The organism is Tsukamurella conjunctivitidis (genome assembly GCF_007858475.1).
In the GTDB taxonomy this organism is placed as follows: domain Bacteria; phylum Actinomycetota; class Actinomycetes; order Mycobacteriales; family Mycobacteriaceae; genus Tsukamurella; species Tsukamurella conjunctivitidis.
Map to the genome: position 1 here is coordinate 65,183 of NZ_VIGX01000003.1, position 19,261 is coordinate 84,443.

General features: G+C 72.7%; 19 protein-coding genes, 1 pseudogene and 1 riboswitch. Of the genes and pseudogenes, 8 read left to right on the forward strand and 12 right to left on the reverse strand.

Features of this window, described 5'->3' with window-relative positions; genetic code table 11:
- Positions 1 to 47: 47 nt before the first annotated feature.
- From FK530_RS07355 to rpe, 6 genes are all read right to left on the reverse strand, one after another.
- The gene (locus FK530_RS07355) at positions 48 to 494 is read right to left on the reverse strand and encodes a 6,7-dimethyl-8-ribityllumazine synthase (protein ID WP_146486388.1); all 447 of its coding nucleotides are present in this window, start codon (positions 492 to 494) and stop codon (positions 48 to 50) included.
- Entirely contained in the window at positions 491 to 970 is a 480-nt protein-coding gene (gene ribH / locus FK530_RS07360; protein ID WP_146486389.1) for a 6,7-dimethyl-8-ribityllumazine synthase, read from the reverse strand. Before ribH ends, FK530_RS07355 begins: the two co-directional genes overlap by 4 nt.
- On the reverse strand, positions 967 to 2,214 hold the full coding sequence (locus FK530_RS07365) for a bifunctional 3,4-dihydroxy-2-butanone-4-phosphate synthase/GTP cyclohydrolase II (RefSeq protein WP_146486390.1): 1,248 nt from the start codon (positions 2,212 to 2,214) through the stop codon (positions 967 to 969). Before FK530_RS07365 ends, ribH begins: the two co-directional genes overlap by 4 nt.
- 2 nt (positions 2,215 to 2,216) lie before the next feature.
- A complete protein-coding gene (locus tag FK530_RS07370; RefSeq protein ID WP_114515028.1) occupies positions 2,217 to 2,849 on the reverse strand; it encodes a riboflavin synthase in 633 nt (210 codons plus the stop codon).
- A gap of 55 nt (positions 2,850 to 2,904) precedes the next feature.
- Positions 2,905 to 3,063: riboswitch (FMN riboswitch) on the reverse strand.
- A gap of 75 nt (positions 3,064 to 3,138) precedes the next feature.
- On the reverse strand, positions 3,139 to 4,125 hold the full coding sequence (gene ribD, locus FK530_RS07375) for a bifunctional diaminohydroxyphosphoribosylaminopyrimidine deaminase/5-amino-6-(5-phosphoribosylamino)uracil reductase RibD (RefSeq protein WP_146486391.1): 987 nt from the start codon (positions 4,123 to 4,125) through the stop codon (positions 3,139 to 3,141).
- A gap of 2 nt (positions 4,126 to 4,127) precedes the next feature.
- Positions 4,128 to 4,805, reverse strand: a complete 678-nt coding sequence (rpe, locus tag FK530_RS07380; RefSeq protein ID WP_146486392.1) for a ribulose-phosphate 3-epimerase — start codon at positions 4,803 to 4,805, stop codon at positions 4,128 to 4,130.
- Between the two features lie 157 nt (positions 4,806 to 4,962).
- Between rpe and FK530_RS07385 the strand changes: the two genes are divergently transcribed.
- Positions 4,963 to 5,901 (forward strand): LGFP repeat-containing protein, encoded by a 939-nt coding sequence (locus FK530_RS07385; RefSeq protein ID WP_146486393.1) that lies wholly within the window; start codon positions 4,963 to 4,965, stop codon positions 5,899 to 5,901.
- A gap of 64 nt (positions 5,902 to 5,965) precedes the next feature.
- Here the strand turns inward: FK530_RS07385 and FK530_RS07390 are convergent, their stop codons facing one another.
- Genes FK530_RS07390 through def form a run of 3 tightly spaced genes read right to left on the reverse strand, consistent with a single transcriptional unit; the run spans position 5,966 to position 8,891 of the window.
- Complete coding sequence (locus FK530_RS07390; RefSeq protein WP_146486394.1) at positions 5,966 to 7,420, reverse strand: RsmB/NOP family class I SAM-dependent RNA methyltransferase; 1,455 nt, start codon at positions 7,418 to 7,420, stop codon at positions 5,966 to 5,968.
- On the reverse strand, positions 7,417 to 8,352 hold the full coding sequence (locus FK530_RS07395; RefSeq protein WP_146486395.1) for a methionyl-tRNA formyltransferase: 936 nt from the start codon (positions 8,350 to 8,352) through the stop codon (positions 7,417 to 7,419). Before FK530_RS07395 ends, FK530_RS07390 begins: the two co-directional genes overlap by 4 nt.
- Entirely contained in the window at positions 8,352 to 8,891 is a 540-nt protein-coding gene (def, locus tag FK530_RS07400) for a peptide deformylase (RefSeq protein WP_146486396.1), read from the reverse strand. Before def ends, FK530_RS07395 begins: the two co-directional genes overlap by 1 nt.
- Positions 8,892 to 9,036: 145 nt before the next feature.
- On the opposite strand from def, the gene FK530_RS07405 reads away from it, so the two are divergent.
- On the forward strand, positions 9,037 to 10,089 hold the full coding sequence (locus FK530_RS07405) for an alpha/beta hydrolase family protein (RefSeq protein ID WP_158645045.1): 1,053 nt from the start codon (positions 9,037 to 9,039) through the stop codon (positions 10,087 to 10,089).
- Positions 10,090 to 10,194: 105 nt separating this feature from the next.
- A complete protein-coding gene (gdhA, locus tag FK530_RS07410; RefSeq protein ID WP_146486398.1) occupies positions 10,195 to 11,538 on the forward strand; it encodes an NADP-specific glutamate dehydrogenase in 1,344 nt (447 codons plus the stop codon).
- Positions 11,539 to 11,596: 58 nt separating this feature from the next.
- Here the strand turns inward: gdhA and FK530_RS07415 are convergent, their stop codons facing one another.
- The gene (locus tag FK530_RS07415) at positions 11,597 to 12,109 is read right to left on the reverse strand and encodes an Lrp/AsnC family transcriptional regulator (protein ID WP_146486399.1); all 513 of its coding nucleotides are present in this window, start codon (positions 12,107 to 12,109) and stop codon (positions 11,597 to 11,599) included.
- A gap of 139 nt (positions 12,110 to 12,248) precedes the next feature.
- Here FK530_RS07415 and pdhA point away from each other — a divergent pair.
- From pdhA to FK530_RS07430, 3 genes and pseudogenes are all read left to right on the forward strand, one after another.
- Positions 12,249 to 13,367: pseudogene (pdhA, locus tag FK530_RS07420) on the forward strand (pyruvate dehydrogenase (acetyl-transferring) E1 component subunit alpha); the annotation flags it as partial.
- 26 nt (positions 13,368 to 13,393) lie between these two features.
- Positions 13,394 to 14,398 (forward strand): alpha-ketoacid dehydrogenase subunit beta, encoded by a 1,005-nt coding sequence (locus FK530_RS07425; RefSeq protein WP_146486400.1) that lies wholly within the window; start codon positions 13,394 to 13,396, stop codon positions 14,396 to 14,398.
- Positions 14,395 to 15,690, forward strand: coding sequence for a dihydrolipoamide acetyltransferase family protein (locus FK530_RS07430; protein ID WP_146486401.1), 1,296 nt, complete (start codon positions 14,395 to 14,397; stop codon positions 15,688 to 15,690). Before FK530_RS07425 ends, FK530_RS07430 begins: the two co-directional genes overlap by 4 nt.
- Here the strand turns inward: FK530_RS07430 and FK530_RS07435 are convergent.
- Positions 15,651 to 17,525 (reverse strand): neutral/alkaline non-lysosomal ceramidase N-terminal domain-containing protein, encoded by a 1,875-nt coding sequence (locus tag FK530_RS07435; protein ID WP_146486402.1) that lies wholly within the window; start codon positions 17,523 to 17,525, stop codon positions 15,651 to 15,653. The two genes, FK530_RS07430 and FK530_RS07435, sit on opposite strands and share 40 nt — an antisense overlap.
- 107 nt (positions 17,526 to 17,632) lie before the next feature.
- Between FK530_RS07435 and FK530_RS07440 the strand changes: the two genes are divergently transcribed.
- Positions 17,633 to 17,938, forward strand: a complete 306-nt coding sequence (locus tag FK530_RS07440) for a hypothetical protein (RefSeq protein WP_146486403.1) — start codon at positions 17,633 to 17,635, stop codon at positions 17,936 to 17,938.
- A gap of 12 nt (positions 17,939 to 17,950) precedes the next feature.
- On the opposite strand, the gene FK530_RS07445 is transcribed toward FK530_RS07440, so the two are convergent.
- The gene (locus tag FK530_RS07445) at positions 17,951 to 18,523 is read right to left on the reverse strand and encodes an ester cyclase (RefSeq protein ID WP_146486404.1); all 573 of its coding nucleotides are present in this window, start codon (positions 18,521 to 18,523) and stop codon (positions 17,951 to 17,953) included.
- A 62-nt stretch (positions 18,524 to 18,585) separates the two neighbouring features.
- Here FK530_RS07445 and FK530_RS07450 point away from each other — a divergent pair, with 62 nt between their 5' ends.
- Positions 18,586 to 19,260, forward strand: a complete 675-nt coding sequence (locus FK530_RS07450; protein ID WP_231706534.1) for a TetR/AcrR family transcriptional regulator — start codon at positions 18,586 to 18,588, stop codon at positions 19,258 to 19,260.
- The last annotated feature ends 1 nt before the right edge of the window (position 19,261 follow it).

Below are 19,261 nucleotides of genomic sequence, written 5' to 3' on the forward strand. Positions count from 1 at the left end.
GCCATTCTACGTAAACCGGACCGTGGGTCGCCGCGCACGTGTGTCGGCTAGGCGGTCGGGAGCGCGGCGTGCACCGCGAGCGTGGCGTCGACGGCGCGCGCGGCCTCGGCGCCCTTCTGCACGAAGTGCCGCTCGAAGTAGGTGACGTGCTCGCCGTGCTCGTGGAAGTGGTGCGGGGTGAGCACCACCGAGAAGACGGGGACGTCGGTGTCGAGCTGCACCCGCATGAGGCCGTCGATGACCGCGGTCGCGACGAACTCGTGGCGGTAGATGCCGCCGTCGACGACCAGCCCGGCGGCGACGATCGCGGCGTACCGCCCGGTCGACGCCAGCCGCTTCGCGGTCAACGGGATCTCGTAGGCGCCGGGCACCTCGAAGAGGTCGACCTCGGCACCGTCGTGGCCCAGGTTCCGCCACTCCTCGACGAAGCCGTCGCGGGCGCGGTCGACGATGTTCCGGTGCCACGTGGCCTGTACGAGGGCGATGCGGCTCATCGGGCCGCCCGGAGCTTGCGCAGCGTGAGCGCGGTGTCGAGCGCCGCGGACGCGGCCTGCTCGCCCTTGTCCTCGGCCGAACCGGGCAGGCCCGCACGGTCGAGGGCCTCCGCCTCGGTGTTCGTGGTGAGCACGCCGTTGCCGACGGGCACGCCGGCGTCGAGCGAGACGCGCAGCAGGCCCGCGGTGAGCGCGTCGCAGACGTACTCGAAGTGGGGGGTGCCGCCGCGGATCACGACGCCGAGCGCCACGACGGCGTCGTGGTTCGTGGTGAGCTGCTGCGCCACGACCGGCAGTTCGACCGCGCCGGCCACCCGCTCGATCGTCACGTGCGTGACGCCCGCCGCCTCGGCGGTGCGGACGGCCCCGGCGAGGAGCGCCTCGCAGACGGTGTCGTGCCAGCGCGATGCGACGATCGCGAGCCGCAGGTCGGCGGCCCCGTCGAGGGTGATGTCGGGGATTCCAGCGCCGCTCACGCGGTACCTCCCTGGTCGAAGTGGTCGAGGTCGCGCAGGTCGTGACCCATACGGTCGCGCTTGGTGCGCAGGTAGTGGATGTTCTCGGCGTTCGCGCGCAGCGGCATGGGCACCCGCTCGGTGATCTGCAGGCCGTAGCCGTCGAGGCCGACGCGCTTGGCCGGGTTGTTGGTGAGCAAGCGCATCGAGGTGATGCCGAGATCGACGAGGATCTGCGCCCCGAGGCCGTAGTCGCGGGCGTCGGCGGGCAGGCCGAGCTGGAGGTTCGCGTCGACGGTGTCGGCTCCCCCGTCCTGCAGCTGGTAGGCCTGCAGCTTGTGCATGAGCCCGATGCCGCGGCCCTCGTGGCCGCGCATGTAGAGGACGACGCCGCGTCCCTCCTGCGCCACCATCTCCATCGCGGCGTCGAGCTGGGGGCCGCAGTCGCAGCGCAGCGAGCCGAAGACGTCGCCGGTGAGGCACTCGCTGTGCACGCGGACCAGGACGTCGGCGCCGCCGTCGGCGGTGACGTCGCCCTTGACCAGCGCGACGTGCTCGACGTCGTCGTGGACCGACGTGTAGCCGACGGCCTGGAAGTCGCCGTAGCGGGTGGGGATGCGCGCGGAGGCGACCTGCACGACGTGCTTCTCGTGCTTGCGGCGCCAGGCGATCATGTCGGCGATGGAGATCATCGCGAGTCCGTGATCGTCGGCGAAGACCCGCAGCTCGTCGGACTTCGCCATGCCGCCCGGGTCCTTCTCGGAGACGATCTCGCAGATCACGCCGGCGGGGGCGAGCCCGGCCAGGGTGGCGAGGTCGACGGCGGCTTCGGTGTGGCCGGGCCGGCGCAGCACGCCGCCGTCCTTCGCGCGCAGCGGCACGACGTGGCCGGGGCGGGTGAAGTCGTCGACGGTCGAGCTCGGGTCGGCCAGCTTGAGCATCGTGGTGGCACGGTCGGCCGCGGAGATGCCGGTGCCCACGCCCGCCTTGGCGTCGACGGTGACGGTGTAGGCGGTGCCGTGCTTGTCCTGGTTCGTCGAGTACATCGGCGGGAGGCCGAGCTTGTCGCAGGTGGCGCCGTCGAGCGGCACACACAGGTAGCCCGAGGTGTAGCGGACCATGAAGGCCACCAGCTCGGGGGTCGCCTTCTCGGCGGCGAAGATGAGGTCGCCCTCGTTCTCCCGGTCCTCGTCGTCGACCACCACGACGGCCTTACCGGCCGCGATGTCCTCGATGGCGCGCTCGATGGAATCGAACCTGGTCATGGCTACTTCTCCTCCTCGCGCCCGGCGAAACCGGTCAGGCGCTCGACGTACTTGGCGACGATGTCGACTTCGAGGTTGACGACGGTGCCGGGCTCGGCCCCACCGAGGTTGGTCAGCTCGAGGGTGGTGGGGATGAGCGAGACCTCGAACCAGTGCTGCGCGTCGTCGCCGGTCACCCCCTGCCCCAGTGCGGAGACGGTGAGCGAGACGCCGTCGATGGTGATGGAGCCCTTCTCCACGACGTAGCGGGCCAGCTGCTCCGGCAGGGCGAGGCGCACGACCGTCCAGTGCTCGGACGGGCTCAGGCTCAGGACGTGGCCGGTGCCGTCGACGTGGCCCTGGACGATGTGGCCGCCGAGACGGGAGTTCACGGCGGCGGCGCGCTCGAGGTTGACGCGGTCGCCGGGGCCGAGTTTGCTCAGCGAGCTGCGACGGAGCGATTCCTCCATGACATCGGCGGTGAACGCACCGCCCTCGACCGTGACGACCGTGAGGCAGACACCGTTGACCGCGATCGAATCGCCGTGTTTCGCATCGGAGGTGACGAGATCGCCCTGGACCGTGAATCGGGCCGCATCCGGGAGATCCTCGCGGGCGGTGATCACGCCCAGCTCTTCGACGATGCCGGTGAACATCCGCCGCTCCTGCCACTTCGGCCTCAGGGCGGCACGACGACGCGGGAACGACCCGCGTAGTTCTCTTTCATCCGGACTATGACCGTCGGCTCCGGGATCGCACCGGAATCTGCTGACCCCCACCTCGCGGTGGGGCGCTCGCGGGCTCGAACACCGGGATCGCCCGGAGTCCATCACCGCCGGTGGGGAATCGCACCCCGCCCTGAGAACTTCCGCTTCCGAAGGTAGCACTCGTTCGCCGTGCCCCCAAGTGTTGGGTTCACGTCGAACGAAAGGGAAGGTCCGCGGGTCAGCGCAGCAACGTGAGCAGGACGTCGTCGCCGACGCGTTCGACGGCGTGCATCCGCATCCGGAGCGCATCGCCGAGCGTGCCGACACCGGGGACGGTGAGGGCGGGCAGGCCGGCACCGAGGAGAACCGGGGCGATGTACGCCTGCACCCGGTCGACGAGGCCTGCGGCGAGGAAGGCGCCGATCACGTGCGAGCCGCCCTCGACCTGCACGTTGACCGCGTCGCCCGCCGCCGCGAGGGCATCCTCGGGACGGTGCGTGCGCACGTGGATCGCCTCGCCCGGGCCGGTGAGGACGGCGGCCTGCGCAGGAATCGACCGCTCCCCCATGACGATTCGCGTCGGTTGGTGCGGATGGAGCGATCCGTCGGGGCGGCGGGCGGTGAGTGCGGGATCGTCGGCGACAACCGTGCCCGTGCCCACGATGATCGCGTCGAGCTGGGCGCGCTCGGCGTGCGCGCGCTCGCGCGCCGCGGGGCCCGTGATCCACTTGCTCGTGCCGTCGGGGGCGGCGATCCGGCCGTCGACGGTGGCCGCGATCTTGACCGTGACCATCGGGCGGCCGTGGCGTTGCCGGAACAGCCATTCGGTGAGCGGCCACGGCTCGGTCTCGAGGTGCTCCACCTCGAGACCGGCCTTGCGCAGGGTCTGCGCGCCACCGGCGGCGAGCGGGTTGGGGTCGGCCAGGGCGTAGGCGACGCGCACGATCCCGGCGGCGAGGAGCGCCTGCGTGCAGGGGCCGGTGCGGCCGGTGTGATCGCACGGCTCCAGGGTGACGACGGCGGTGCCACCGCGCGCCGCCTCCCCCGCCTCGGCCAGGGCCACGACCTCCGCATGCGGCCCACCCGCGGGCGCGGTCCGGCCCCGTCCGGCCACGGTGCCGTCGGCGGCGAGGATCACCGCCCCGACGGGCGGGTTGGGCGTGCTCGTCCCCCGAGCGGCCACCGATTCCTCGACGGCGAGCGCGAGTGCGTCCTGCAGGTCCACCGTCAGCCGCGGGGCACGGCGGCGGCCTGAGCGCGGAGCTTGCGCACCGCCTCCGCCGGGTCGGCGGCGTTGTAGACGGCGGATCCGGCGACGAAGCAGTCGACGCCGGCTGCGGCGGCCTGCTCGATGGTGTCGGCGTTGATGCCGCCGTCGATCTCGACCAGCAGCCGCAGCTCCCCGGAATCGACGAGGCGGCGCGCCTGCCGCGCCTTGTCCAGCACGTCGGCGATGAAGGACTGACCGCCGAAGCCCGGCTCGACACTCATCACCAGCAGGGTGTCGAAGCTCTTGAGGATCTCGGCGTAGGGCTCGAAGGCGGTGCCGGGCTTGATCGCGAGGCCGGCCTTGCCGCCCGCGGCGCGGATGTCCTTGGCGACGGCCACCGGATCGCCGGTGGCCTCGGCGTGGAAGGTCACGTTGTACGCCCCGGCCTCGGCGTACGGCGGCGCCCACCGCGCGGGGTCGTCGATCATCAGGTGGCAGTCCAGCGGGATGGTCGTGGCCTTCAGCAGGCTCTGCACGACGGGCAGCCCGAGGGTGAGGTTCGGGACGAAGTGGTTGTCCATCACGTCGACGTGCACCCAGTCGGCGCCTTCCGGCCCGCCCACGGCCTCGACTTCGGCCCCGAGCCGGGCGAAGTCGGCGGAGAGGATGGACGGCGCGATCATCGGCGAGGACATGCGCAGCATTGTAGGTCGTGGACGCGCAGCGGTCCCCTGATGCCGCCGCTCGCCACGCCGGATCGCCACTGCATTGAATTCGACTAATCACTTTAGTAACATCAGCATCATTAGTCACACGGGTAACTCTCGTGCCGTCGATTGTTGAGAGGTCGTCATGCGGATCGCACGCACCACCTTGACCACGTTCGTGGCGGTCGCCGCGGCCACCGTCTTCGCCGCGGGTCCCGCCCTGGCCGATCCCGCCGTGCCGGCGGTCCCCGTCGCCCCCGCGGCCCCTGCGGCCCCTGCCGCCGCTCCCGCCGCAGCCCCTGCCGCAGCCCCTGCCGCCGCTCCCGCAGCCGCTGCGCCCGGCGCGGCGAGCACCCCGCTCGTCTCCACCGCGAACGCGGTCCCGGCGTCCGCACAGCCCGCGCTGACGGAGCTGGCGAAGATCCCGGGCGTGCAGCAGATCCTGGCGACCGGCCAGTTGCCCACGACCGACGTCGCGACGCTGGTCAAGATGTTCGGCAGCGATCCGAACGCGCAGAAGCTCCTCGGTCAGCTGCTCGCCGGCCAGGCCGCGGCGACCACCCCCGCCGCCGACACCACGCCCGACGAGCCGCTGAAGTTCGCGGTCACCGGGGCGATCAAGGACACCTTCACCAAGGACGGCGGCCAGAAGAAGTACGGCCAGCCGCTGGGCGTGGAGAAGGACGTCGCGGGCGGTTCCAAGGTGCAGGAGTTCACCAACGGGACCATCTACTGGAATCCGAAGGTGAACGGCGGCAAGGCCGCCGGCGTCACGGGCGCCATCCGCGACCTGTACCTCAAGCAGGGTGGCCCCACCGGCAAGCTGGGCTTCCCGCTGATGAGCGAGCTCTCCGTCGGCGGCGCCACCGCCGGTTCCGTGGCGGGCGCTTACAACGACTTCCAGAACGGCTCGATCGTCTGGTCGCCCGAGGCGGGCGCGCACGTCGTCTCCGGCAAGATCAAGGACCAGTGGGTCAAGGGCGGCGGCGCGTTCGGCATGGGCTACCCGAAGGGTGACGCGAAGCCGGGTCCCGGCGGCGTCCTCACCCAGGAGTTCTCGAAGGGCGGCGTCCTCAAGGGCTGACGCCCCGACCGCAGCAGACACGAACGGCCCGCCTCCGGCTCTCGGAAGCGGGCCGTTCGCCGTCTCAGCGCTTACGGAGCGCCTGGAAGAACATCCCGTCGGTGCCGTGCAGATGCGGCCAGAGCTGCACGTGCGGGCCGTCGCCCAGCGCCAGGTCTGTTTCCGGAACCAGCGGGCGCGTGTCGATCCGCTCCAGTCCGGCGGTCGCCAGCAGGTCGTCGTCACCGACGATGCCCAGCGTCTCGGCGACGTGCGGCGAGCAGGTCGCGTAGAGCACGACGCCGCCCGGCCGGGTGAGCGCCGCGGCCGCGGTCAGGAGTTCCCGTTGCAGCACCGCGAGGCCCTCGACGTCCGACGGCTGCTTGCGCCACCGCGCCTCGGGGCGCCGCCGCAGCGCGCCGATGCCCGAGCACGGCGCGTCGACCAGCACGCGGTCGTAGCCCGGCTCGAGCCCGGATTCGCGGCCGTCGGCGACGTGCACGTCGACCGGTAGCCCTGTCACCGCCTTCCGGACCAGCTCGGCGCGGTGCTCGGCCGGCTCCACGGCGTCGACCCGCGCGCCGTCGATCGCGGCGAGCGCGCCCAGCAGGGCAGCCTTGCCACCCGGTCCGGCGCAGAGGTCGAGCCAGCGGCCGGCGTCGGCGCCCTCGAGCGGCGCGACGGCCGCGGCCCGGGCGACGAGCTGGCTGCCCTCGTCCTGCACGCCGGCGAGGCCGTCGCGGACGGGCTCGAGCGCACCCGGATCCCCGCCGGGCAGGTACACGGCGTAGGGCGAGAGCCGGCCGATCTCGCCCTCGACGATGAGCGCCAGTTCGTCGGCCGAGATCTCCCCCGGTCGCGCGACGAGGTGCACGGGCGGCCGGGCGTCGTCGGAGGCGAGCAGCGCCTGCAGCTGCCCCATCGAGTTGATGCCGTTGGCCCGCAGGGACTCCCAGAAGGCCTCGGCGATCCAGCGCGGATGCGCGTACTGCATCGCCAGGTGCCCGAGGAGATCGTCGGCGGCGGGCGGCGCGACCCGGGCGACCCAGGTGTCCTCGTCATCGCGCGAGACCTTGCGCAGCACCGCGTTGACGAAGCCGGACGCGCCGCGCCCGGAGGTCTCCTTCACGGAGTCCACCGTCTCGGAGACGGCGGCGTGGGCGCCCACCCGGGTGCGGAGCAGTTGGTAGACGCCGAGCCGCAGCGCGTCGAGCACGGGGCCGTCGATGTCGGCCGTCGAGCGCCCGGAGGCGTTCTCGATCACCGCGTCGAGCAGGCCCTGCGCACGGCAGGTGCCGTAGGTGAGCTCCGTCGCGAAGGCGGCATCGCGCCCCTTGAGCCTCGCTTCGCGCAGCAGGCCGGGCAGCACGAGGTTCGCGTACGCACCGCGCTCACGAACCGCGGCGAGGGTCTGCAGCGCGGCGCTGCGGGCGGGATCGGTCCCCGCCGGACTCGGGCGGTTCTTCCCCGCCGGACTCGGGCGGTTCTTCTCCGCCGGACTCGGGCGGTTCTTCTCCGCCGGACTCGGGCGATGCTTCACTGTTCGACTCCGATGATCGTGCCGTCCTCGATGCGCGCGCCCCGCGCCCAATCGGCGGCGGGCATGGGCTTCTTCCCCGGGGGCTGCACGGTGCCCAGGCGCAGCGCGGCGGTCGCGGTGCCGACGAAGACCGCGCGCTTGGTCACCCGGAGCTCGCCGGGAGCGAGCCCCGTCGTCTCCCCGTCGACGACCGCCGGGCCCAGCTTGAGCCGTGCCTCGCCGAAGGGCACCCACGCACCGGGCGCGTCGGTCATGGCGCGGATGTGCCGGTCGACGGCGCCGGCGGGCCGATCGAACCGCACCCGGGCGCTGTCGACGGTGACCTTGGGCGCGTGCGAGACGCCGTCCGGCGACTGGGGCTGCGCCTGCAGCGCCCCGGCCTCCACCCCGTCGACGGTGCGCGTGAGCAGCTCCGCGCCGTGCTCTGCCAGTCGCGCGAGCAGCGCCGTCGCGGTGTCGTCGGGCCGGATCCGCTCGGTGAGCACGCCGAACACCGGGCCCGTATCCAGGCCCGCCTCGATCCGGAAGGTGGACGCGCCGGTGACCTCGTCGCCGGCCTCGAGGGCGGCCTGCACGGGCGCCGCGCCGCGCCAGGCGGGCAGCAGGGAGAAGTGCAGGTTGATCCAGCCGTGCGCCGGGACGTCCAGCAGGTCGGGCGGAATCATCCCGCCGTACGCCACCACCGGGCAGCAGTCGGGTGCCAGTTCGACGATCGCGGCCCGCGCCTGCGGATCGCGCAGCGTGGCGGGGGTGAGCACCGGGATCCCCGCCTCGTCCGCGACCTGCCCGACGGGCGAGCGCCGCACGCCGCGGCCGCGGCCGGAGCGGGCGTCGGGACGGGTCAGCACGCCGACGACTTCGTGACCGGAGTCGAGCAGCGCGCGCAGCGCCGGAACGGCGGGCTCGGGAGTACCCGCGAACAGCAGCCGCATCAGCCGCGACTCCCGGCCGCGCCCGCGCCCAGGGTGGCCGCCGGGTCGGTGAACCACGGCGAACTGCGGATCACCCGCATCACGGCCTTGCGCTCCTCGGGATCGAGACGGCTGAGGTACAGCACGCCGTCCAGATGGTCGCTCTCGTGCTGGATGCAGCGGGCCAGGATCTCCGTCGCCTCCAGGGTGACGGGCGCCCCCGTGACGTCGACGCCCTCGGCGACGACGTGCATGTGCCGCGTGCAGTCGCCCCGCACCTCCGGGATCGACAGGCAGCCCTCGGCCGCGGTCTGCATCTCCTCGCCGACGGCGCGCCACACCGGGTTGATCAGGTGGCCCTCACGGCCGCCGCAGCCGTAGACGAAGACCCGCTTGCTCACGCCGACCTGCGGAGCGGCCAGTCCGGCACCGTTGTGGTGGTGCATCGTGTCGATCATGTCGTCGACCAGTCGCGCGAGGTCAGCGTCGAAGACCGTCACCTCGTCCGCGGGGGTGCGCAGGACGGGGTCCGGATAGATGCGAATGGGGAGCACGCTCATTCCCTCATTATCCAGCCCGGACCGTGGCCCGGACCAGCCGCACCTGTCACAGCGGACCGCCCGCACTAGCAGTTCGAGCCAGGGTTGCCTTAGGATTCCGGACGGAAACGCCAGAAACCGCCCCGCCGGGCGAGAGAGGGTCGACGTGCAGTTCGCGCGCGCCCGGCGGCCGCTGATCGGCGCCGCCGTATGCCTTTCCGTGCTCGTCAGCACGGCGTGCACCACCACCGTTCACGGTGGCACGGGTGCTCCCTCGTCGTCGGCGCCCGCGTCCCCCTCGGCCTCGTACCCGCCGATGAACGCGGCGTCGCTGGTCGGGAAGTTCCCGGTGACGCAGCCGCAGCGCATCGTCTACCCGGTGCCGGACGGCGCCCCGGACCCGGAACAGAACTACGGCGAGCTCTACCTGCCGGCCAATCCGGCGCTGCAGCAGAACCCGTCGGGCGGCCCGCTCAGCGCGCGGACGACGATCCAGCTCCCCGCGCAGATCCCCGTCGTGGTGCTGCTGCACGGCGGTGGCTGGCGCACGCCGTCGGCGGCGGGATCGATGTCGGAGATGGCGCGCTCGCTGGTCAGCCACGGCGTCGCGGTGTGGAACGTCGAGTACCGCCGGATCGGGGCGGGCGGCGGATACCCCGTCACGCTCACCGACACGGCCGCGGCGATCGATTTCCTGCAGACCGTCAAGGCGCAGTACGCACCGAACCTCGACCTGAACGACGTGGTGGTCGCCGGACACTCCGCGGGCGGCCAGCTCGCGGTGTGGGCCTCGGCCCGGTCGATGCTGACGCCGGGCGCCATGGGCAGCGTGCCCGCGGTGACCCCGGCCGCCGTCGTGTCGATGGGCGGCGTGCTCGACATGCGCCGCGCGGTCGCGGACGGCAACGTCAACACCCGGCTGTTCCTGGGCCTGCCCGACGAGTTCCCGCAGCAGTTCGCGGTGGCCGACCCGATCCAGAACATCAATCCGAAGGTCCCGGTGACGTGCTTCAACGGCACTGCGGACCGCATCGTCCGGCCCGCGGGATGCGAGGCCTTCGTCGCGGCCCTGCGCTCCAAGGGCGGCCGTGGCGAGACCGTGCTGCTGCCCGGCGCGGGGCACAACATCTACCTCCCCTCGCAGTCCCAGAACCGCTACTGGCCCGTAGTCCAGAAGGCGATCCTGGGCTACGTCGACGAGTTCCGCCCGCGCGGGTGACGACGACGGGACCGCGGTCCCGTCGGGCGCAGGGTGCGAGCCTGCTGCAATCGCCCACACCGTAATGTGCCCCTGACGGTCATTACGGACAGAAGGGACTGTGCAATGGTGCACGTTGAGGGCACGCTGGGGACGCTGTACGACGAGATCCTCCGGCGCAACCCCGGGGAGACCGAGTTCCACCAGGCCGCGAAAGAGGTCCTCGATTCGCTCGCGCCGGTGGTCACCAAGCACCCCGAATACGTGGACGCGGCGGTGATCCGCCGCCTCTGCGAGCCGGAGCGCCAGATCATCTTCCGGGTGCCGTGGCAGGACGACAACGGCAACGTGCAGCTCAACCGCGGGTTCCGCGTCGAGTTCAACTCCGCCCTCGGCCCCTTCAAGGGCGGCCTGCGTTTCCACCCGTCGGTGTACCTGGGCATCGTGAAGTTCCTCGGCTTCGAGCAGATCTTCAAGAACTCGCTGACCGGCCTGCCGATCGGTGGCGGCAAGGGCGGCTCGGACTTCGATCCCAAGGGCCGCAGCGACGGCGAGATCATGCGCTTCTGCCAGTCCTTCATGACCGAGCTCTACCGCCACATCGGCGAGTACACCGACGTCCCCGCGGGCGACATCGGCGTGGGCGGCCGCGAGATCGGCTACCTGTTCGGCCAGTACAAGCGGATCACCAACCGCTACGAGTCGGGCGTGCTCACGGGCAAGGGCCTCACCTGGGGCGGATCGCAGGTGCGCACGGAGGCCACCGGCTACGGCGCGGTCTTCTTCCTGCGCGAGATGCTCACGACGCAGGGCGACTCGTTCGACGGCAAGCGGGTGGTGGTCTCCGGCTCGGGCAACGTGGCCGTGTACGCGACGGAGAAGGTGGAGCAGCTCGGCGGCACCGTCGTGGCCTGCTCGGACTCGTCGGGCTACGTGGTGGACGAGAAGGGCATCGACCTGGAGCTGCTCAAGGACGTCAAGGAGCGCCGCCGCGCCCGGATCGACGTCTACGCGGCCGAGCGCGGCGCCATCTTCGTGCCCGGCGGCTCCGTCTGGGACGTGCCCTGCGACATCGCGCTGCCCTGCGCGACGCAGAACGAGCTCGACGGCGACGCCGCCGACCGGCTCATCAAGAACGGGACGAACTTCGTCGCCGAGGGCGCCAACATGCCGTGCACCCCGGACGCCGTGAAGCTCTTCGCCGAGGCCAAGGTCTCCTTCGCGCCGGGCAAGGCGGCCAACGCCGGCGGCGTGGCCACCAGCGCGCTGGAGATGCAGCAGAACGCCTCGCGCGATTCCTGGTCCTTCGACTACACCGAGGACCGGCTCGCCGACATCATGCGCGGCATCCACGATCGCTGCCTGGAGACCGCCGACGAGTACGGCAGCCCCGGCGATTACGTGACCGGCGCGAACATCGCCGGCTTCATCCGCGTCGCCAACGCGATGCTCGCGCTCGGCGTCGTCTGACCGCAGCTCCCGCTCGACGGACGGCCCGGCCCACCTCCGCGGTGGCCGGGCCGTCGCGCTATCCGGCTGCGCCCGGACCGGGCGGCCCGACGCCCGGACCGGGCGGCCCGAGCGCCCCCGGACCGTCGGCCTCGTCGAAGATGAGCCACGTGCGGGTCGCGCGCACCCCGTCCACCCCCTGCAGCCGCTCGAGCACCACGTCGCGCAGGGCGGCGTTGTCCGGCGTCCGAACCAGGGCCAGGACGTCGAAATCGCCGCCGACCAGCGCGAAATGTTCCACGAAGGGCAGTTCGCGCAGCTGTGCGGCGACGCGCTTCCACGAGTCCTGGCGGATCGACAGCCCGATGAACGCGGAGGTACCCGAGCCCGCCCGCGCCGGGTCGATCCGTGCCGTGTAGCCGCGGATCACCCCGCTGCGCTCCAGGCGCTCGACGCGCACGTAGGCGTTCGCCCGCGAGACGTGCACGCGTTCGGCGAGCGCCCGCATCGAGATCCGGCCGTCCTCGGCGAGCACCTGCAGGATGCGCCGGTCGAAGTCGTCCAACGAGGGGTGCTCGACACCGTCCGCCATCCGTCCAGCTCCGTCCCGTGTCACGCCCCGATCTGGGACGATCTGCTCGAATCCGCCTCGACTCTACGACGATCGTCTCGCTACCGGCGGGTATCGCGGGAATACCGTCCCCGCGGTGCGACTCTCGACGGGCAGCCGGATCAGGGAGGACGACGTGACCACGACCACGGACCTCACGGGCGAACCGACGTACCGGAAGTTCCTTCCGGCCGACACGCCCGTGCAGTACCTCGACGAGGCGGGCGAGCTCACCGACTCGCACGCCCGCTATCCCCACCCCGACGACGACCGGATGGCGGAGATGTACCGCCTCATGGTGCTCGGGCGACGGTTCGACGCGCAGGCGACGGCGCTCACGAAGCAGGGGCGGCTCGCCGTCTACCCGTCCTCCCACGGGCAGGACGCGTGCCAGATCGCCGCGGCGATGTGCCTGCGCCCCACGGACTGGATGTTCCCCACGTACCGCGACTCGGTCGCGCTCACCGCCCGCGGGGTGGATCCCGTGCAGGTGCTCACGCTCCTGGCCGGCGACTGGCACTGCGGCTACGATCCCACGGCGCTGCGCACCGCGCCGCAGTGCACACCGCTCGCCACTCAGCTGCTGCACGCGGCCGGTGTCGCGCACGGGGAGCACCTGCGCGGCACCGACACGATCGCGCTCGCCCTCTGCGGCGACGGCGGCACCAGCGAGGGCGACTTCCACGAGGCGCTCAACTTCGCGGCCGTCTTCCACGCACCCGTGGTCTTCCTCGTGCAGAACAACGGCTTCGCCATCAGCGTCCCGCTCTCGCGGCAGACCGCCGCGCCCAGCCTCGCGCACAAGGGCGTCGGCTACGGCATCGGCTCCGAGCAGGTCGACGGCAACGACCCCATCGCCATGCTCGGTGTGATGCAGGAGGCCGCCCACTTCGTGCGCTCGGGCAACGGGCCCGTGATCGTCGAAGCGCACACCTACCGCATCGACGCCCACACCAACGCCGACGACGCGACCCGCTACCGCACGTCCGCGGAGGTCGAGGAGTGGGTCCGCCGCGATCCCATCACCCGGCTGGAGCGCCACCTCCGCGCGCGGGGCCGGATCGACGACGCCTTCGTCGCCGCGGTCGCCGACGAGGCCGAAGCGGCCGCGGCCGCTCTGCGCGCCCGGATGAACGCCGACCGCCCCGTCGACCCCGCCGACCTGTTCCGGCACGTCTACGCCGAACCCACCCCTCAGCTGCGCGAGCAACAGGCGCAGGTGGAGGCCGAGCTCGCCGCCGCGGCGACCCCCTGGAGGGCTGAGACATGCCGCGACACACGATGGCCCAGGCGCTCAACACCGCCCTGCGGGACGCGCTCGCCGCGGACCCCGCCGTGGTCGTCTTCGGCGAGGACGTCGGCACGCTCGGCGGCGTCTTCCGCGTCACCGACGGCCTGACCCGCGAGTTCGGCGCCGACCGGTGCTTCGACACGCCGCTCGCCGAGTCGGGGATCGTGGGCTTCGCCGTCGGCATGACCATGGCGGGCTTCAAGCCCGTGGTGGAGATGCAGTTCGACGCCTTCGCGTACCCCGCGTTCGAGCAGATCGTCTCGCACGTGGCCAAGCTGCGTAATCGGACCCGCGGCGCGCTCTCCGTCCCGATGGTGATCCGGGTGCCCTACGCCGGCGGGATCGGCGGGGTGGAGCACCACTGCGATTCGAGCGAGGCCTACTACGTCCACACGCCCGGGTTGAAGGTCGCGGCGCCCGCCACGGTCGACGACGCCTACACGCTGCTGCGGCGTGCGATCGACGACCCCGACCCCGTCGTCCTCCTGGAACCCAAGCGCCTCTACTTCGCCTCCGCCGACACCGATCTCGCCGTCGGCGAGCCGATGGGACGGGCTGTCGTGCGACGCGAGGGCACGGACGCGACGCTGATCGCCTACGGGCCGGCGGTCCGTGTCGCCCTCGACGCGGCGGCCGCGGCCGCGGAGGACGGGCTCTCGCTCGAGGTCGTCGATCTGCGCACCCTCGTCCCGTTCGACGACGAGACCGTGGCGGCGTCGGTGCGGCGCACCGGCCGGTGCGTGGTGGTGCAGGAGGCGCAGGGATTCGCCGGCGTCGGCGCCGAGATCGCCGCCCGGGTGCAGGAACGCTGCTTCCATCACCTGCACGCCCCCGTACTGCGGGTGAGCGGCCTCGACATCCCCTACCCGCCACCCAAACTCGAGCGCTTCCACCTGCCCGGAGTGGACCGGATCCTGGACACCGTCGACCGACTGCAGTGGAGCGACCGCGTGGATCCCCGGTGGGTGGTGACGGCGTGAGCGATCGGGTCTTCCTGCTGCCCGACCTCGGCGAAGGACTCACCGAGGCCGACATCCTGTCGTGGCGCGTCCGCGTCGGCGACACCGTGACCGTCGATCAGGTGGTCGTCGAGGTCGAAACGGCCAAGGCCGCCGTCGAGGTGCCGGTCCCGTTCGCGGGTACCGTCGTCGCCCTCCACGGCGCGCCGGGCGAGACGCTCCGCGTCGGCTCGCCGCTGATCTCGGTCGGCGTGCCGGGAACCGCGAGCACCGCCGCGCCGGGCCCCGACGGCCCGTCCGGCAACGTGCTCATCGGGTACGGGACGAGCGAGGACGAGCCCGCCCGCCGCCGCCGGACGGCGCGTGCCGAACGCACCGTCGTACCGCCGTCCGAGTCCGTCGCCGCACCCGTCCCGGAGCGGCCCGCGCCGTCCGTGGCGCGGGTCATCTCGCCCGTGGTACGCGACCTGGCCCGGGAACACGGACTGGACCTGGCGACGGTGCGGCCGTCCGGCGTGGGCGGGGTGATCCGGCGGGCGGACGTCGATGCCGCGCTCGCCGCCCGCAGCGAGGCGCCCTCCCCCGCCGCCGCGGTCCCGCCGCCCGCGGCATCGCGCAGCGACGTGCGGATCCCGCTGAACGGGCTCCGGAAAGCCGTGGCGGACAAGCTGACCACGAGCCGCCGGGAGATACCGGAGGCCACGACCTGGGTGGACGTGGACGCCACCGCGCTTCTCGCCGCGCGGGACGCGATGAACGCGACGCTCCCGGATGCGGAACGGGTGAGCCTGCTCGCGCTGCTGGCGCGACTCGCCGTGGCTGCGCTGCGCCGGTTCCCGCAGCTCAACTCCTCCGTGGACGCGGACCGCCGGCAGATCGTCCAGCACGGGCGCGTGCACCTCGGCATCGCGGCGCAGACCCCGCGGGGGCTCGTCGTCCCCGTCGTCGCGGACGCCGACACCCTGACCACCGTCGAACTCGCGCGGCGGCTGGCGGAGACGACCGCGCTCGCCCGCGACGGCGCGCTGCCGCTCGGACGGCCGACGGGCGGCACGTTCACGCTCAACAACTATGGCGTCTTCGGCGTCGACGGTTCCGCGCCGATCATCAACCACCCCGAGGCCGCGATCCTCGGGATCGGGCGGATCATCGACCGGCCCTGGGTGGTCGACGGTGCCGTCGTCGCCCGCAAAGTCGCCCAGGTCTCCCTCGCCTTCGACCACCGGGTGTGCGACGGCGGCGAGGCGGGCGGCTTCCTCCGGCTGTTCGCGGACTACGTGGAGTCACCCGTCGCGGCGCTCGCCCGGCTCTGACCGCCGGGCCGCGGCGGGGCCACGCGCACCTCGGCCCAGACGTACCGGCCCGGGATCGCCTCGGCGTAGCCGACACGGTACCGTCCGCCCCGCCCCGCGAGGTCGACGAGGACCGTCGCCCTGAACGTGATTCCCCTACGCCGCCAGACGATTTCGGTCGAGGGGTCGTCGTCTCCGGCGACCGGGACCCAGCGGTCTCCGTCGCGCCGCTCGACCCGCGTGTAGCCGGCGGGGATCGACCGGTTCGGGTGCGGGCAGTCGAAGTCGACCGCGAGCCGGCCATCGGGGCCGGGCGTCCGCACCGCGGCCACGCGGACGGGGCGGGCACCGCTCAGCAGCGTCGAGCCCGACGGTGCGCCGATCCGCCCGGGCCGTTGCCGGGGCGGGGGCGTGCCGGGCTCGGACGGGCGTCCCGCGGCGAGGTCGGCCGCGAGCCGCTGCGCCGCCTCGGCGAAGGCGGCGAGCTGATTGCGCCCGAAGACGGTGCTCCCCGCCTCGTAGCGCTGCGCGTCGTACTCCTCGGGTGTGGTGAGGTAGTGCGCGTAACCGTTGGCGTACCCCTGGACCAGCACGTCGTCGGCGGCGATCCCCGCGGCCGCGGCGACGGCGTCGCGGAGGCGCGCGCCCGCCATGACGGTGACCTCGACCGGCAGGCACAGCAGGTGCAGCTCCCCCAGCCGCACCAGCTGCACCGGCAGCCGCTCCTGGACCCAGCCGAGCGCGCCGGCGGGCAGGAACATCTCCTTCGGCGCCTGCTGGGCGGCGAGCACCGGGCGGCGGCGGTACAGCGCGCGGCTCACGGCCCCGATGCGGTTGCCGAGCCCCTGATGAAAGGCCGGCGACCCGAGCCCGTCGGACGTGCCCGCGGCGAAGGCGGCCCCGAGCACCGCCCGCCCGGTGGGTCCGGACGCGGTGTGGACCGCTCCGAAGTCGACGTACGTGATCCGGTGGTCGATCGTGGGCGTCAGCGGGCGGCCGGGCGCGGCGGCCAGCCGGCGTGCGGCGGCGAGCTGGCGTCGGCCGATCTCGGCGGTGTTGTCCCGCTCGTCGTCGGTGGGGCCGTGCCCCGCGACGCCGCCGAGGTTCGGCGACATGTCGCCCGCATTGGTCTGGGCGAAGACGCCGACGAAGTCGGGGTGGCGCTCGCGCTCGGCGGCCTCCCACGCCGACGCCGCCCAGCCCTTGTTGTCGGAGCTGATCAGGCGGTTGCCGTTGCCCATCGACGTGCAGTGCACGGCGAACCAGTCGATCGCGGCGCGGAGCTCGCCGTCGCGTTCGACGCGCAGCAGGGTGACCGCGGGGTCGATCCGCTGCGGCATCCGGTCGCGGTCCGGGTTGCGGTCGAAGGAACTCGGGCTGCGGTTGACCGAGGCGTCGAGCAGCTCACCCCGGGCCAGCGACAGTGCGGCCGGTGCGAGGGCGGCCTCGGCGTCGAGGACGGCGCGCACCACCCCGTCGACCAGGCGGTGGAACGTACGGCGATGATGCCCCAGGGTGGTGATGTTGTAGAGCCGGTGCCGGCCGTGGCCCCCGGGTCCGCAGTGGGTGTGGGTCGCGGTGAGCACCACGTTCGCGGCGGAGAGCCGACCGCAGGTCGCGGCGTCCAGCCGGTCGGTGATCTCGTCGACCGCGGCCTGGAAGAACATCCCGATGTCGGCGACCACGTGGGCCACCCGGTGCGTGGGGGTCGCGAGGACGACGGCACGGGCCCACTGGCGGGTCAGCAGGCCTCGGCCGCGCTGGCCGGGCATGCCGTAGCCCATCAGTCCCACGCCCCACGGCTCCCCCGTGATGTCCGCTTTCGCCCATCCGGCCCGCCACCCCGTCGCAGTCACGCGTTCGAGGTTAGAACCTCGCCTGCGCGACGGGGCCGCCCGGCGTAGGCTCAGTCACGCGATGAAGGAACGGTCGCCCCCACAGCCGCCGAGCCCAGGACTCCGACATGCGCACTCTCGCAACCATCGTCGTCACCGCAGCCATCACCCTCTCCGGCGCCGGGATCGCCGCCGCCGAGGAGGAGACCGAGAAGCCCCCGACCGCGACCATCGACTCCGGAAGCTCGCCGCGCGACGTGGGTGCCTCCGCCGAACCGGCCGGCACGATCGAGCCGGCCGCCGAGCCCGAGTCCGGAGCGGAGCCGATCGACACCGCCGCCGCGCCCGAGGACGCGGATGCGCCGCGCCCGGACCCCACGACCGTCACGACCGACGAGCTGATCGAGGCCACCGCGCCCGACGACGAGGAATGATCGCCGCGGGCCTCAGTCGTCCAAGCGGGGCGGCGTCGTCCGCGTCAGCCTGGGGTCCGCGTCCCGCCCGGACATGCGTAGGGCGCCGAGGAGGACCCTCCCCAGCGTCAGGAGCCCGCGCGGGCTGCGCAGGTTCAGCCCGGCGATGAGCTGCCGGAGAATGGTCAGCTGGTCGAAGTAGATCCGCTCGGCGACCAGCCTCTCCTGCTCGTCGAACACGAAGTAGGCCGTCATGCGGGTGCGATGGCTGCCCCCGGTCGGCGGGATCGCGCCGAGCGGGCCGCGCTGGGTGCCGAGCAGCCAGAACTCGACGATGACCGCGTCCACGCTGTGCCGCAACGCGATGAGCTCGTGGTCCTGGTCGGGGAAGGCCACACGCGTGTCCGCGTAGTAGTTCCGCACCTCCTCGTCGCCGTCGTGCACGGTCATCGGGGCGATCAGCTCGTAGTGCGGGTGCGGGAAGGTCTCCAGCGTCGCGTCCCAGTCCTGCCGGACCTCGTCGTGGAAGTGGTCGAGCACCAGCTTCTCGCGAGCACGGAGGACGGACGCGGGAGGCATCACGAAGCGGGACGTGTGGGCGATCATGCGGTCATATTACCCACGCTGTGGATAATTTCGGGTGCCGAATGTAGGGGATGATGGGGTTCATGACCACGCCGCGACCCCGACGCGGGCGCCCCGCCCTCGGTGCGCCGAGGCTCTCGCGCGCCGCGGTCGTCGAGGCCGCACTCGCGCTGATCGACCGGGACGGGGTGGCCGACGTCGGCATGCGATCGATCGCGCGCCACCTCTCCGTGGACGCGAAGAGCCTGTACAACCACGTCCGCGACAAGGACGACCTGCTCGACGCGGTCACCGAGCACCTGCTCCGGTCCATCGTCGTGCACGTCCCGACCGGCGATCTGCGCACGGACCTCGCGGGCGTCGCCAGCGCCTTCCGCACCGCCGCGCAGGCGCACCCGCGGGCGGCGACGCTCGTCCTGACCCGGCAGGTGCAGTCCGTCGCGGCGCTCGCGCCCACCCAGTCGATCCTCGAGGTCCTGCTCGCCGCCGGCTTCGCCCCCACGGAGGCCGTGCACCTGATGCGCACCCTCCTCGCCTCCCTCATCGGGACGCTGCTGCGCGAGTTCGAGGCGGCTCCGACGTTCGGCATGACGGACGCCGAGGCCATCGCCCGCCGCGAGGCGGGGCTCGCCGCATGCGGACTCCCGGCGGTGCAGTCGGTGGCGCCCGACCTCGCGCGCTTCGACGCCGACGCCGAGTTCGAGTACATGATCGGCCTGTCGATCAGCGCCGTCGAGGCCCGCCTGCCCCGGCGCTGAC